The sequence below is a fragment of the Desulforamulus aeronauticus DSM 10349 genome (assembly GCF_900142375.1).
GTDB lineage: Bacteria > Bacillota > Desulfotomaculia > Desulfotomaculales > Desulfotomaculaceae > Desulfotomaculum > Desulfotomaculum aeronauticum.
On sequence record NZ_FRAR01000034.1, the window covers coordinates 18141 to 32137 of the forward strand.

The window sequence follows — 13997 nt, forward strand, 5'->3', positions numbered from 1 at the left end:
ACATGAATAGTGCAATATTTCAACAATACTAGGCAGTTTCAATTTTGGTCAAGCCTTCTAACCCCAATGTATCAATAGCCTGTTGCCTCAGTTTAAATTTTTGAATTTTGCCACTGGCGGTGGTGGGGTAACTATCAACAAATAATACATACGAAGGTATTTTGTACTTGGCAATTTTGTCTACACAATAGGCTTGCACTTCTTCCTTGGTTAGGTCAACCCCTGGCCTTACCTGGATGAAGGCCAATACCTCTTCACCGTATTTTAAGCTGGGTACACCGATCACTTGTACATCTTTAATTAGTGGATGGGTATAGAGAAATTCTTCAATCTCCCGTGGATAAACATTTTCACCACCACGGATAATCATATCCTTTAAGCGTCCGGTAATTTTAAAATAGCCATTTTCGTCCATAATACCCAAATCACCCGTATGCAGCCAATCCTCCCGATCAATGGCCTGGGCTGTGGCCTCGGGCATTTTGTAATACCCCTTCATCACGTTATAACCCCGGGCACAGATTTCACCCTGCACTCCCGGCGGGCAATCCTCGCCGGTTTCCGGGTCCATAATCTTTGCTTCTAAATTGGGAATCATCCGTCCCACGGTGGTAACCCTAAGTTCAATGGGATCGTCCGTGCGGGTCATGGTAATAGCTGGTGATGCTTCGGTCTGTCCGTAGGTAATGGTAATGTCCCGGGCTCCCATACGATTCACTACCGATTTCATCACCTCAATGGGACAGGGTGAACCAGCCATAATGCCGGTACGCAGGCTGCTGGTATCGTAATTGTTTTTGCCCATTTCCTCCAGTTCCATGATGAACATGGTCGGTACCCCATGCACCGCCGTGCAGCGTTCCTTTTCAATAGTCTCCAGCACTCTTACCGGATGAAAACTTTCCAAAGGTACCATCGTCGCCCCGGCTACCACGCAGGTCATGGTGCCTAATACACAGCCAAAGCAATGAAAAAAGGGTACCGGAATGCACAGGCGGTCTTGGTGGGTAAAAGACATGCAATCGGCAATGCTGTGAGCATTATTAATAATGTTCAAGTGGGTCAACATAACCCCCTTTGGAAAGCCCGTGGTCCCGGAGGTGTATTGCATATTAATGCAATCATGAGGATCCAGACTGGCTTGCCGCGCATCCAATTCCTCATCTGTTATTTGATTAGACAGTTCTAATAAGTCATTAAAATGAAACATCCCGGCCGGGGTGTCTGCTCCAATAAAAATAATATTTTTGAGAACCGGTAGTCGTTCAGAAACCAACTGTCCAGGCTGACTCTTCTGCACCTCAGGGCACAACTCATTGACCGTAGCGAGATAATTGGAGGTTTTGGTACCATTAATCATCACCAGCGTGGTACTATCCGACTGTTTCAACAGGTACTCCAATTCAAAACTCTTATAATTGGTATTGACGGTTACTAACACTGCACCCATCTTACCGGTAGCAAACTGTAAGGTCACCCACTCGGGTACATTGGTAGCCCAAATGGCAATATGTTCACCCTTTTGAATCCCTAAAGCCATTAAGCCCTTGGCCACCTGCCGACAGTACTGGTTAAACTCCCGATAACTATAGCGCAACCCCCGATCGGCATAAACTAGGGCATCATTTTCTGGATGTTCTGCAGCAACCCTGTCAAGTAGGCCGCCCACCGTAATAACGTCTAAATTTTGCATAATCAACCCTCCGTTATGTTTTAAGAAGATTCTGGATTAGAAAAATGGCAAATTACACCTCCTTCAGGATAAACCCGAAAAAGGAGGCTAAAAATATATAAACCTCTCGTCCCCAAAAGGGACGAGAGGTTTCTCCCGCGGTACCACCCAAATTGATAAGTAATCTTATCCTCTTGCATGCTATAACGGGCAAGCCCGGTCTGAAGTACTTTTTTCCCTCAGACAACTCCGGGGCGAGCTTCAGTAATTTGACCCACCGCCTTGCACCAACCGACGGCTCTCTGCAGGGTTACACCACTTACTACTCCCCATCAAGATTTTTGCCTTGTGTTTTAGTGGTAATTATACCACACTAACTAGCTATGTCAACGAAATATTTCTAAGTTAAACTCTAGCAGATAATTCCACTACATTGGCATCGCCCCACAGGCGTTCCAGGTTATAGAACTCCCGCTCCAACTGCTGGAAGATATGAATAACCACATCACCATAATCAATCAAGATCCAACTTCCTTCACGAAAGCCTTCAACACGCAGTGGCTTCACTCCTGCTTCCTCTAACTGATCCTTGATATGATTGGCCACTGCCTGCACCTGGGTACTGGAACGACCGGTGCAAATTAGAAAATAGTCACAAATAATCGAAAGATGACTAATATCCAATACTGTTATATCGGTTGCTTTCTTTTCATCTGCTGCCTGATGGGCTAAATCAACAATCTTCTTGGGACTAAGTGCCAAATGAACCCCTCCTTAATTTCTTAGAAAAACTCGGCTTGTTACCCTGCCCATGACCTATCGGTTATACCCTTTAGGGTACGCCAAAGGCCTTTAGATGCCGGCAAAAGCCTTGTTTGCCATTATGTATGTTATATTTTATTATATCCTATTCCTATATTTTCTAAAGGAATGTTGTCCAAAATTTATTGGCGATAATCTCCCCTAGCCACTAAAATGGCATTGCGAGCTTTGACACTGGTGGGATGCAGCAAGCAGCCGATTTTTAAAGCATAACGAATACTTTCATTAAAACAGCTAAGTAAGGCGTCTTCCAGATTAATTTCGGCCTGTCGGCGGATTTCCACCACCGAGCTATGGCGGCGGTTGGGTTCAATTTTATCTGCTACAAAGAGGATCTTATCCAATTGACTCATGTATTCCGAACCAACGGTGTGTAGGGCAATGGCATTTAGGATTGCCGCATCCTGAATACCAAATTCCTCTCTGGCCATAACCGCGGCGACAGGTCCGTGCAGCAAAAGTGGCATAGCAAAACCAAATTCACTGACAGCCAGGTTGGCCTGCTTAGCCCGCTTGAGCAATTCATGGTCATCAAAGTCCCGGGCAATATCATGTAATAAGCCGGCTATTCTGGCTTTGTCAGGGTCTTCATCATATTGACGGGCTAATTTCTCCGCAGTATCTGCCACTCCGATGGCATGGGTAAGTCGTTTCTCGGGTAAGGTTGTTTTTAATTTGGCAATAATCATATCATCATTTAACACAGCTTCTCCAACCCCCAATACTATCTTTTCAAAACAAGACCTATTGTTAAGAGAAAAAACCTCCAATCCCAGGGGATGGAGGCTAGACTTCTCTAAACCTGTCCTGCTTCGCGACTTTTTGCTTCATTAACGGTAATAGCTCTGCCCCCAAAATCGGTACCATTCAATGCTGCAATCATTTTCTCAGCATCGGCATCATTTACCTCAACAAAACCAAAGCCTCGAGAACGACCGGTTTCACGGTCGGTAATAACTCGGCTGCTTAAAACCTCACCATGTTGGGCAAAGGCATTTTGTAAATCTTCTGCTTTGGTAGACCAGGGCAGGTTACCTACATATAAAGTTGCCAATGATGTCACCTCTTTCAAATGGTTCTAATATCCTCTGCGTGAATGTATTATTTACAGAAGCCTCGGACTAAATGCAGTTATCAAGTACAAAGATATTTCCAAATTAGGTAAGATAATTTTAAGTTTGGTATATTTTAGTCCTTACTATATATTCCTCTACTGATTCCGGCAATAAATATTTAATGCTTTTATTTTCCCTCACGCGTTTTCGGATGTCACTGGAGGAAATGGACAAAGCAGGTACTTCTAACGGTACGATATTTTTCAATACTTCCTTTGGTAAAAGCTTTAATATATCAGCCAATTGGTGCAAATCGTAACCCGGACGGGTAGCAGCTATGAAGGTACACATACCCAGTAGTTGCTCCGCCTCTTTCCAGCTAAGAATCTCCAACACGGCATCTGCACCAGTTATAAAATAAATTCTTTTCACACCGTAAATATTTTTAATTTCTTTAACCGTATCAACAGTATACGACAAACCCTGCCGCTCTACCTCCAGGGTCGAGACATCAAAATAGGGATTACTGGCAGTGGCCAATTTCGTCATTTGAACCCGGTGTTCGGGCTCAGAAATGATCTTACCAGTTTTGTGAGGTGGTCTGGCTGCTGGAATAAAGAGCACCTTAGGTAGAGCAAATTGTTGTCGAACTTCCTCAGCCACCACCAAGTGGCCATAATGTATGGGATCAAAGGTCCCGCCCATCAGGCAAATCTCTTGCATGGATAATTTTCCCTTCGCCTATTATACAGCCATTTTATAAATTGTTCTATCAAAAAGCAACAATTTTCTTGCTGATTAAAAAACTTGGCTTACCTACCTTCCTACTCGTGACCTTTAGGTTATAACCTATTTTAAGATATTACAGAGGCTTCGTTTGCCTAAAAATAACCCTCGACCATGCAAGGGTTATCTACAAATGCCGCGTAAACTAACTACAATTATCATGATCTGGCATGGCTATTACTATTCAGGCTGGCGACAGCATCAACAATTTTATCGTAGGTTCTCTCTAAAGCTTCTGAGATTACTCTGGTTTCCCCAATCACTGCCATAAAATTGGCGTCTCCGTCCCAACGGGGAACAATATGAACATGCAAGTGCCCGGGAATACCTGCCCCAGCTACCTTGCCCAAATTGATACCAATGTTGAACCCGTGGGGATTACCAAAAGCCCTCCGCAGGGCTTGGACCATGAACTGAGTCATCTTATTTAGTTCCAGTAATTCTTCATCGGTTAGTTCTGTGATATCTCCTACGTGCCGTTTCGGTGCCACTAACAGGTGCCCATTATTATAAGGATACAGATTCATAATAACGAAGGTTTTGTCTCCCCGATGCACCACTAGGTTTTCCTTATCTTGCTTGGCAGTAAGCTTCTCGCAGAAGATACAGCCTACCTGTGGTTTGCCAATGTAGACAGAACGCCAGGGTGCCCATAGATTTTCCATAAAAGAATCAGCCTCCAGCTTCAGAATAAAAAGAACTTCTGCTTATTTTACAAGTTTCCTGCTAAATCGCCCAGGATGATTCGTATTAACCATTTTAAAATGTGGGAATCTTAGAGAAGACATTAGATGAAAGGATCGACAACCTATGACCTACCTACTCTTACTTGCCAGCCTAGGCATCATCCTCTTGAGTGCTGAAGTGTTTACCAACGGCGTTGAATGGTTGGGGAAAAAATTAAACCTTTCCGAAGGCGCGGTGGGCAGCGTGCTAGCCGCTGTAGGAACAGCCCTGCCAGAGACCATGATTCCGGTAATTGCCATTTTATTTGGCACCGGCGACATGGCCGATGAGGTGGGTATAGGAGCCATTCTGGGTGCTCCCTTTATGCTGTCCACCCTGGCTTTGGCCGTTACCGGTGTTGCAGCGATGACTTGGAAGGTAAAAGGGCAACCTAGAGAGACCATGTTTATTGACCGGGAAGTAATGACTCGGGACCTTAAATTCTTTTTGCTGGTATATAGTATCGCAGTGCTGGCAGGCATCTTTGGAGACGGCTTTAAGCCCCTGGTGGCTATCTTTTTAGTGTTAGCCTACCTATATTACGTATATAAAACTCTTGGCTGTGAAGGGGGGGAATGTGAAATCCCCCATCCCCTTTATTTGGCCAAAAAACACCCCGACCCGGCCTTACCCATTGTATCTCTGCAGGTAATTTTGGCTCTGGTGGGAATCGTTATTGGTGCCCATTTATTTGTCAAAGAAGTAGAAAACTTAGCGAATATGTGGGGCATACCAGCCTTTATTTTATCGTTAATTATCGCTCCCATTGCTACCGAACTGCCGGAGAAGTTTAACAGTGTTATTTGGGTGCGCCAGGGTAAAGATACGCTGGCTCTGGGTAATATCACCGGAGCCATGGTGTTCCAGAGTTCAATCATCCCTGCCCTGGGTATTATACTGACACCTTGGAAATTATCTCAATTGGGTATTATTTGCGCCATCCTCGCACTAACTGCCGCAGGCACGGTGTATTTCCTGTTAAAGACGCGGGGTGAAATAAAGCCCCAAACACTGGTTTTTAACAGTGTTTTTTATGTGATTTTTGTTGGGGCAGTGATCGTGTTGTATTAGAAAGGCTGACCGGTATTCCTTTTGAGTTCTAAAAAAAACGTCTGAGTTTTTGGCTCAGACGTTTTTTTAGTAGCGTTATTGCTTGGTAACCAGCTTCAGCTCAGCGGGAATGCTGGTTTCTACTTTTTCACCCTTCTTCACTTTTTCTGCAGTTTGTACACCAATTTCACCGATTAGTTTAGGCTGCTGAGCTACAGTGGCAGCCATGGTACCATCGTTAACGGCTTTAACAGCATCAGCACCGCCATCGAAGCCAACCACCATAACATTCTCTCTCTTGGAAGCTTTAAGAGCTTGAATAGCCCCTAAGGCCATTTCATCGTTATGGGCGAAAACAGCTTGTATTTGGGGCTGGCTTTGCAAAATATTTTCCATAACAGTCAGGCCTTTGGAGCGATCAAAGTCTGCGGGTTGCTTGGCAACAACCTTGACAGCCTGTTGCGCATCCATGACATCGTGGAAGCCCTTGCCACGATCCCGCGCTGCAGAGGTGCCGGCAATACCTTCTAATTCAACTACGTTACCTGTATTATTTAATTGCTTTAAAATATATTCAGCTGCCATTTTACCACCGGCGACGTTATCGGAAGCAATGTGGGAAACCGTAGTACCACCATTTACACTTCGGTCCAGGGTAATGACAGGAATTTTAGCAGTGTTAGCATCATTTACGGCGGTAACTAAACCATCGCTATCGGTGGGGTTTAACAAAATAACGTCTACTTTTTGCTGAATGAGGTTTTCCACCTGGGAAACCTGCTTAGAAGCGTCATCTTGGGCATCTACAACCACCAGTTTTGCCCCTATTTTATCTGTTGTTGCCTGGGCACCGTCTTTCATATCAACAAAGAAGGGGTTGTTTAGGGTGGAAACGGCCAAACCAATGGTCAGCTGTTTTTGCTCCTGATTTTCTGCCTTGGGAGTTTCTTTGGCCTCTTCTTTTTTACCAGCACAACCAGCCACTACACCCAAAACAAATACCAGGCCCACCAATAAAATTGCCAATTTACGAAGCTTTTTCATTTTTTCTCCTCCTTAAAATTAGTTACTTTAAAGTATTTTCCCACGGTTCGACGACTCTTCTATCACCCCCCGGCAGCATTACGGCGGTCTATTAATACAGCAATTAGGATAATGAGTCCCTTAACAGCCTGTTGGTAAAAGGATGATACGTTCAACAGATTTAAACCATTATCAATAATGCCGATAATGAGGGCACCAATCAGGGTTCCCACAACACCACCCTGGCCGCCGGTTAAGCGAGTACCGCCAATAACTACTGCGGCAATGGCATCCAGTTCGTACCCCATACCTGCGGTGGGCTGGGCCGATAATAACCTGGAGGTTAAGATCGCCCCGGCTAGACCGGCCAATAAACCACTAACAGAATAAACCATGATTTTGTAACGAGTTGTCTTAACTCCACTAAGGATGGTTGCTTCTTCATTACCCCCCAGGGCAAAGATTCTTCTCCCCACCGTCATATTGGTTAAGACAAACCCGGCTAGCAGCACCACCATGAAGGTGATAATTACCGGCGTGGGGATGGGACCAATATAGCCACCACCTAACGTATTAAAGCCCTCAGCCACTGCCCGGATGGGTCTGCCTTCGGTATAGACTAGGGTAGCCCCCCGAAAGAGGGTCATAGTGGCTAGGGTGGCAATAAAGGGTGCCACACGACCATAGGCCACAATGGTGCCGTTTAAAGTTCCTGCCAGCAAACCAACCAAGCAGGAAAAAAGTACTGCCAAAATAGGATCATAGCCCAGTCCCAAAAGACCTGCCCCCAAGGCGCCGGCCAAAGCCAGGATGGCCCCCACGGAAAGGTCAATCCCTCCGGTTAAGATCACAAAGGTTAAACCCACACCTAATAAAGTATTAATGGACACTTGCCTGGCAACATTTAATAGGTTAGATATGGTAAAGAAGCGGTCAGTCAAGAAGGATAGCACAACGATGATCATCAACAGGCCAATTAATGGACCTAAATTGTAGCGTTGGATTATAGTCCTTGGGCTTCCCATTGGACACCTCCTGTGGCACAATGCATAAACGCCTCTTCCGTAATATTCTCACGGGTAAAGTGGCCCGTTATCTTCCCCTCATACATCACGTAGATACGGTCGCTCATCCCGATGAGTTCCTGTAAATCGGAGGAAATCAGGATAATACCCAAGCCTTCCGAAGTAAGTCGGTTCATTAGTTCATAAATCTCTACCTTAGCGCCGACATCTACACCCCGGGTAGGTTCATCTAAAAGTAATATTCTCGGATTAGTCTCCAGCCATTTGCCAAAAACAACCTTTTGTTGGTTCCCACCGCTAAGGCTTTTAACGAGTTGGCTCGGCCCCAATGTTTTAATTCTTAATAATTGAATGTACTTGCGGGTCATCTCGGATTCTTTGGTTCGCTCAATGACACCTAGTGTAGATCTTTTATGTAAGGTAGGTAAAGCTAAATTGGCTTGAACACTAAAGGGAAGGAGGAGCCCCTGGTCTTTTCTGTCTTCGGTAACCATCGCCAGGCCGTGATTGATAGCTTCCTGAGGATGATGGAATCTACCGCTAAAGTTTGCCGCTCCGGAGCCAATTACTTTCAGCCTTCCCTGCACCGGGTCCAGACCAAATATGGCCCTGGCTAGCTCTGTTCGTCCGGCACCCATTAGCCCACCAAGACCAACCACTTCTCCCGCCCTCAACTCAATGCTTACATCTACCAGTGCCCGATTGGAGAAATTCTCCACCTGTAAGATGACTTCAGTAGGCTGATGATTCACTTTGGGAAACCGCTCCGTAACTTGCCGCCCCACCATTAAAGCCACTAATTCATCAATGTTGGTCTCCGGTATCTTGAGTGTGCCAATATACCGGCCATCTCGTAACACCGTCACCCGATGACAAATTTGAAAAAGTTCTTCCATCCGGTGAGAGATATAAATAATAGAGACGCCCTGGCTTATCAGGGATTGCATAATCTCGAATAATTTTTCCTTTTCTTTTTCTGTCAAAGCGGCTGTGGGTTCATCCATAATTAATAATTTTGCCTTTCTCGATAAGGCTTTAGCAATCTCTACTAATTGCTTTTCACCAACACTAAGTTGGGCTATTGGTGTTTTAGGATGTACCTTTAACCCTACCTGATTCATATAGGTACGAGAAGCATCTACTAAACTGGACCAATTAACAACTCCCCAGGTGGTAAAGGGCTTTTCACTACCCAAAAAAATATTTTCAGCAATGCTGAGATGGGGAACCAGATTAAATTCCTGGTGAATCATCACGATTCCCATATCTTCTGCTTGTTTGGGTCCTTTAATATGAACTTCCTTTCCCTTATAAAAAACACTACCGTTATTCATCGGGTAGATGCCGGTAAGAATCTTCATCAGGGTTGATTTGCCCGCACCATTTTCCCCCAGTAGAGCGTGTATCTCCTGTTCTCTAATAGTGAGGTTTACACCATTTAATACTTTGGCCCCTGGAAACTCCTTGGTGATCCCTTGCATTTCCAACAATTCCAAAGTCATTGCCCCCTTTAAAAGGCCACACCTGCATACAAAATAATGTTTGCATAGGGCGTCCATTCACCCGTGCGGATGATAGCCCTGACCCCGGCAGTACGTCTTTTAAACTCCTCGTGGTTAACCACTTGTAAATCCACTGACACCAATTTGCTGGTGATATGATCGATAAATGTAGAGTTAGACTGCAGTTCCCCGGCCACCGTTGCCCTTTCTACCACCATCTCATAGAGAATGGCATCCAGCACCTCCAGGAAACCCGGCACACCCTCAGTGACGGCTAAATCTATGCAGGTTACACCCAGCGGGATCGGTAAACCGCTATCGGCAACAACAATGGCATCGCCATGCCCCAGGCTGGCTATTAAAGCTGCTAAGTCGCGCTGTAAAATACCCTGTTTCTTCATGACTGATCGCCCCTAATAAATTGTTCAACTTCCTGTCGTCTTGGCAGTGAAGTTTGAGCTCCCTCTTTACCTACAGATAACGCTGCCACTGCATTAGCAAAAATAATGGCCTCCTTCAGTGGTTTTTTTTCAGCCAGTGCTACACTGAAGCCGCCAATAAAAGCATCTCCCGCTGCTGTGGTATCTACAACCTTTACTTTAAACGCAGGAATAATTTCTACCGCTTCCCCAGTGGAATAAAGTGCTCCCCGTTCACCTCTGGTTACCAGCAGTACTTGTTTTATCTTTTCCCGCAGTGCAGCATAATTGTTGTCGGGGGAGCCACCCAGTAAAAGAGCTTCATGCTCATTGGGAATTAAATAATCCACTTGTCCAAGCCATTGATCCGGCAAATCTTGGGCTGGAGCAGGATTTAAAATAACCGGTTTCTTATACCTGCCAGCAATCTCTATAGCTTTGCCAACGACTTCTAAGGCAATTTCCAACTGGAGAACTACCACATCAGCGTTAGCAAAAATCTGTTCTCGTTCCTCTAAGTCTCTTATGGTCAGGGAAAAGTTAGCACCTGGTACCACCACAATCTGATTATTGCCACGTATATCAACATTAATGAGGGCAACTCCTGTTGAAGTAGTTCCTTTTTTAATGTGACTAATATCTATCCCCGACTCTTGCAAATGCCTCAGAAGTTGTTCACCGTGACTGTCCGTTCCGGCAGCACCTAACAGGATCACTTGAGCACCCAGTCTAGCCGCAGCCACTGCCTGATTAGCCCCTTTACCCCCGGGAACCATTAAGAAGCGTTCCCCCAGCACCGTTTCTCCTATACGGGGAATTCTTTCCGAATAACTTACTAGATCCATATTAATACTGCCCACTACTACAACCCTAGGTGTTGTCAAAAGTTTTCCTCCTTAGGGATGAATCTCTGATTTTTAAAATCAGCTTAACCTCCATATACGGGGAAATAATTTCGTTATGGGAATGGGATTTAACGATTCCTTGAACTGCCATACCCCTTATCTCATAGGTTGGCTGGAGAACCGTGGTTAATTTAGGATAAACATATTTCCATAAAGCTATTCCGTCATATCCCACTAAGGCGATGTCTGCGGGGGCTTTTAAGCCAGCCTCTGTAGTTGGCACAATGCGAATCATGCTGGGGCTGTCAATAAATAAAAATCACTAAGTGACCAAGGCCACTTAGTGATTTTTCATCCAAAACTATTTATCTTTTATTGCTAAAACACATATTTAAAACCACAAGCACCGTAAATAATTCCAACCTGCCAATAAACATACAAAAAGTTAAAATTAATTTTGCTGCTGCCGGTAAATCAACAAAAACGGTAGACGGGCTTACAGTACCCAGACAGCTTATAGACGTAACCACAGTAGTAGCAGCAGTTGCTAAATCAAGTCCCATAGCAACCAATAGCCCGGTTGCAAAACCAATAATCACAACAAACAAAGCAAAGAAATTTTGGACTGTTTGTACCACTTCCTGAGGAATTACATTATTACCTAATCTCACTGGAATAACAGCCTGAGGATGTACCAGCCTTGCCAATTGATTAGAAATGGCCTTCATTAAAATAATCAGACGAATAACCTTAATTCCACCACCAGTGGAACCTGAACATGCCCCGATAAGCATAAGTGTGAACAGTAAATATCGACTCAAGTCCGGCCACTGGTAAAAATCTTCCGTAATAAAGCCTGTACTGGTGATCACGGATGCCACTTGAAATAATGCCAGACGAGCCGCTTTGTCAACACTATAATCTAAGTCATTAACCAAATTTATGCTTACAAACATAACTGCAACAGCAACTATGGCCAAGTAAGTTTTTGTTTCAGTATCTTTAAAATAGGCTAGCCAATTACCCTTGGAAACACTGTAGTGTAAACTAAAATTAATACCACAAAGAATCATAAAAAAGACAATAATTAGCTCTATCGATAAGCTATCATAATAACTGATATTCGTATTTTTTGACGAAAACCCTCCGGTAGCCACCGTCCCTAATGCGTGAATCAAAGAGTCAAACCAGGACATACCGGCGGTTTTTAGCAATAAAAGTTCTACTAATGAAAAACATAAATACACCTTATAGAGTTCCTTGGCGGTTTGTGCTACCTTAGGTAATACCTTACTTTTGGTAGGACCAGGTACTTCCGCCTTAAACATACGAAAACCCGCAACATTTAAAGATGGCATGATAGCAAGCGTTAACACAATGATACCCATACCACCCAGCCAGTTGGTAAGACTCCGCCAAAATAAGATTCCCCTGGGTAACGTTTCAACATCTGTTATCATAGAAGCGCCTGTGGTGGTAAAACCTGATGCAGATTCAAAGAAAGCATCCACCGGTAGCGGTATAATACCACTTAAGAAATAGGGTATCGCACCAAAGATAGATAATAACAACCACCCGGAGGTAGCAACAATAAATCCTTCTTTATAACCAACTTGCATGGTTCTGGGTTTACTTAAGGTGAGTGCTAACCCAATAATTGCTGTTATGGTAATGCTAGTAAAAAAAGCCAGTGTATCATCACTGCCCTCTTCGACTAAGGACAATCCAAAGGAGGGCAGCATAGCCACTGCTTCACAGCATAGCATAATCCCTAGAGCTCTTAAAATAAGATACGTATTCAAGGCAATAATCTCCCGAAGGTAGCTTAGTAAACTGACAGCAATTAACCTGTTCTATATCCTAAGGCCCCTGAAATTTGATTTGCAGTTTCAACAGTGTTGCTTTTAATGTGTTTTCATCAATAGCATAACCTTGTTCCCTGATAACATTTAGTCTGTTAAAAAGTATTTTTGGTTCTGTTATTGTTTTTTCAGTAAGTTTAGGAATTCCTACATAAAGTCGCGCCCTTGTGCAACACACTTAGAAAGACGGTTTCTTTAGTTAGATTATTTGAATCTTGAAGAAAGGGTCTAGCGACTTTCTAATATTTAATTCTTCCTGTACCTGATCTGACTGGACTCCTATCCACCATGGTTTAACCACTGGGCTTTAAATCTCAGGTAATTTATTTCTGCCAGCTCGGATCAGGTTCTTTAGGTATCTGTAAAATCTGCCCAACCTGTAGCTGGGCTGTCTTGGGCAAGCCATTTATTTTAGCAATTGATACCGCGAATACCTCTGTGCCATAATATTTTTTCGATAGGACAGCAAAATTATCACCGCTCTGAATGTGATGATAAATGATGCTTACAGCTGGCTTCTCTTCTTTAACAACAGGTGGTGCAGCTAATTGTTCCTTTAATTTATTATTTTCTTCCGTTAGCTTTCCATTAATTGCTTGTAGCTTGGTTACTTCCTTTGTTATTTGCCCTTTAGCATGAATATTGTAAACTAAGCCACCCATAAGCAAAAAAACAATTATGCCCGTTAAAATGAATATCGTATTTGTTCTTTTAGATTTTTTTTCTTGAGCTAAAGCTACCTCCATCTCATTTAGGGTCATAGCTTTAACAATTTTGGTTGATGGTAAAGATAAGTTGTTCATAACTCCCCCAAGATTTCTTTGATAAGTTAAAAATTCTCCCTGCTATCCTTGGATAAACTAGCAGGGAACAAACTCTCAAATCCAAGTAGAAAGATTCCTGAAACAATGTTACAACAAAACTCCCTATCTGAGAAGTACAAGCAGTGTTTTACTTGTATCTTTTCTGCATTTAAAGTTAACTAAAGCAAAACTAGGGATATATTTCTATAATGTTTATTGAGTACGTTTTTAGGCAAAATAAAAAGCTCAGCAGTTATGATAAACTGTGAGCCTTTTTAAAATCACTCTGGCGACGACCTACTCTCCCAGGGACTTGCGTCCCAAGTACCATCGGCCCTGAAGGGCTTAACTGCTGTGTTCGGGATGGGAACAGGTGTACCCCCTCCGGTATCGCCACCAGAAATCTT

Annotated in this window: 16 protein-coding genes, 1 rRNA gene and 1 other annotated feature; of the genes, 1 reads left to right on the forward strand and 16 read right to left on the reverse strand. The window is 43.8% G+C overall.

Going from position 1 to position 13997, the window contains the following annotated elements; genetic code table 11:
* Positions 1-28 precede the first annotated feature (28 nt).
* The 6 genes from BUA78_RS18220 to BUA78_RS18245 form a co-directional block, all read right to left on the reverse strand.
* Complete coding sequence (locus BUA78_RS18220) at positions 29-1693, reverse strand: AMP-binding protein (RefSeq protein WP_072917412.1); 1665 nt, start codon at positions 1691-1693, stop codon at positions 29-31.
* Positions 1694-1807: 114 nt separating this feature from the next.
* Positions 1808-2017: a binding site (T-box leader), on the reverse strand.
* 60 nt (positions 2018-2077) lie between these two features.
* On the reverse strand, positions 2078-2434 hold the full coding sequence (gene rsfS, locus BUA78_RS18225) for a ribosome silencing factor (RefSeq protein WP_072917414.1): 357 nt from the start codon (positions 2432-2434) through the stop codon (positions 2078-2080).
* Positions 2435-2616: 182 nt separating this feature from the next.
* Complete coding sequence (gene yqeK, locus BUA78_RS18230) at positions 2617-3198, reverse strand: bis(5'-nucleosyl)-tetraphosphatase (symmetrical) YqeK (protein ID WP_072917415.1); 582 nt, start codon at positions 3196-3198, stop codon at positions 2617-2619.
* A gap of 92 nt (positions 3199-3290) precedes the next feature.
* Positions 3291-3548 carry an RNA recognition motif domain-containing protein gene (locus BUA78_RS18235; protein ID WP_072917417.1) on the reverse strand — a complete coding sequence of 86 codons (258 nt, stop codon included), beginning with the start codon at positions 3546-3548 and terminating at the stop codon, positions 3291-3293.
* 118 nt (positions 3549-3666) lie between these two features.
* The gene (gene nadD / locus BUA78_RS18240) at positions 3667-4272 is read right to left on the reverse strand and encodes a nicotinate-nucleotide adenylyltransferase (RefSeq protein ID WP_072917418.1); all 606 of its coding nucleotides are present in this window, start codon (positions 4270-4272) and stop codon (positions 3667-3669) included.
* Between the two features lie 221 nt (positions 4273-4493).
* On the reverse strand, positions 4494-5000 hold the full coding sequence (locus BUA78_RS18245; RefSeq protein ID WP_072917420.1) for an HIT family protein: 507 nt from the start codon (positions 4998-5000) through the stop codon (positions 4494-4496).
* A 145-nt stretch (positions 5001-5145) separates the two neighbouring features.
* Between BUA78_RS18245 and BUA78_RS18250 the strand changes: the two genes are divergently transcribed.
* The gene (locus BUA78_RS18250; protein ID WP_072917421.1) at positions 5146-6132 is read left to right on the forward strand and encodes a sodium:calcium antiporter; all 987 of its coding nucleotides are present in this window, start codon (positions 5146-5148) and stop codon (positions 6130-6132) included.
* Between the two features lie 75 nt (positions 6133-6207).
* Here the strand turns inward: BUA78_RS18250 and rbsB are convergent, their stop codons facing one another.
* The 10 genes from rbsB to rrf all read right to left on the reverse strand — a co-directional run bounded on the left by rbsB (position 6208) and on the right by rrf (position 13991).
* The gene (rbsB, locus tag BUA78_RS18255; protein ID WP_072917423.1) at positions 6208-7155 is read right to left on the reverse strand and encodes a ribose ABC transporter substrate-binding protein RbsB; all 948 of its coding nucleotides are present in this window, start codon (positions 7153-7155) and stop codon (positions 6208-6210) included.
* A gap of 62 nt (positions 7156-7217) precedes the next feature.
* Positions 7218-8159 carry an ABC transporter permease subunit gene (locus BUA78_RS18260; RefSeq protein ID WP_072917424.1) on the reverse strand — a complete coding sequence of 314 codons (942 nt, stop codon included), beginning with the start codon at positions 8157-8159 and terminating at the stop codon, positions 7218-7220.
* Entirely contained in the window at positions 8138-9655 is a 1518-nt protein-coding gene (locus BUA78_RS18265) for a sugar ABC transporter ATP-binding protein (protein ID WP_084082510.1), read from the reverse strand. The genes BUA78_RS18260 and BUA78_RS18265 overlap by 22 nt, the downstream gene beginning before the upstream one ends.
* 14 nt (positions 9656-9669) lie before the next feature.
* On the reverse strand, positions 9670-10062 hold the full coding sequence (gene rbsD, locus BUA78_RS18270; RefSeq protein ID WP_072917429.1) for a D-ribose pyranase: 393 nt from the start codon (positions 10060-10062) through the stop codon (positions 9670-9672).
* Positions 10059-10964 carry a ribokinase gene (gene rbsK / locus BUA78_RS18275; protein WP_072917431.1) on the reverse strand — a complete coding sequence of 302 codons (906 nt, stop codon included), beginning with the start codon at positions 10962-10964 and terminating at the stop codon, positions 10059-10061. Before rbsK ends, rbsD begins: the two co-directional genes overlap by 4 nt.
* Entirely contained in the window at positions 10951-11208 is a 258-nt protein-coding gene (locus BUA78_RS18280) for a substrate-binding domain-containing protein (RefSeq protein ID WP_207650517.1), read from the reverse strand. Before BUA78_RS18280 ends, rbsK begins: the two co-directional genes overlap by 14 nt.
* An 82-nt stretch (positions 11209-11290) precedes the next feature.
* On the reverse strand, positions 11291-12727 hold the full coding sequence (locus tag BUA78_RS18285) for a TrkH family potassium uptake protein (RefSeq protein WP_072917435.1): 1437 nt from the start codon (positions 12725-12727) through the stop codon (positions 11291-11293).
* A 58-nt stretch (positions 12728-12785) separates the two neighbouring features.
* Entirely contained in the window at positions 12786-12965 is a 180-nt protein-coding gene (locus BUA78_RS21145) for an IclR family transcriptional regulator domain-containing protein (RefSeq protein WP_072917438.1), read from the reverse strand.
* Between the two features lie 145 nt (positions 12966-13110).
* Positions 13111-13590, reverse strand: coding sequence for a LysM peptidoglycan-binding domain-containing protein (locus BUA78_RS18295; RefSeq protein WP_072917440.1), 480 nt, complete (start codon positions 13588-13590; stop codon positions 13111-13113).
* 284 nt (positions 13591-13874) lie between these two features.
* Positions 13875-13991 (reverse strand): 5S ribosomal RNA (gene rrf / locus BUA78_RS18300).
* Positions 13992-13997: the final 6 nt, after the last annotated feature.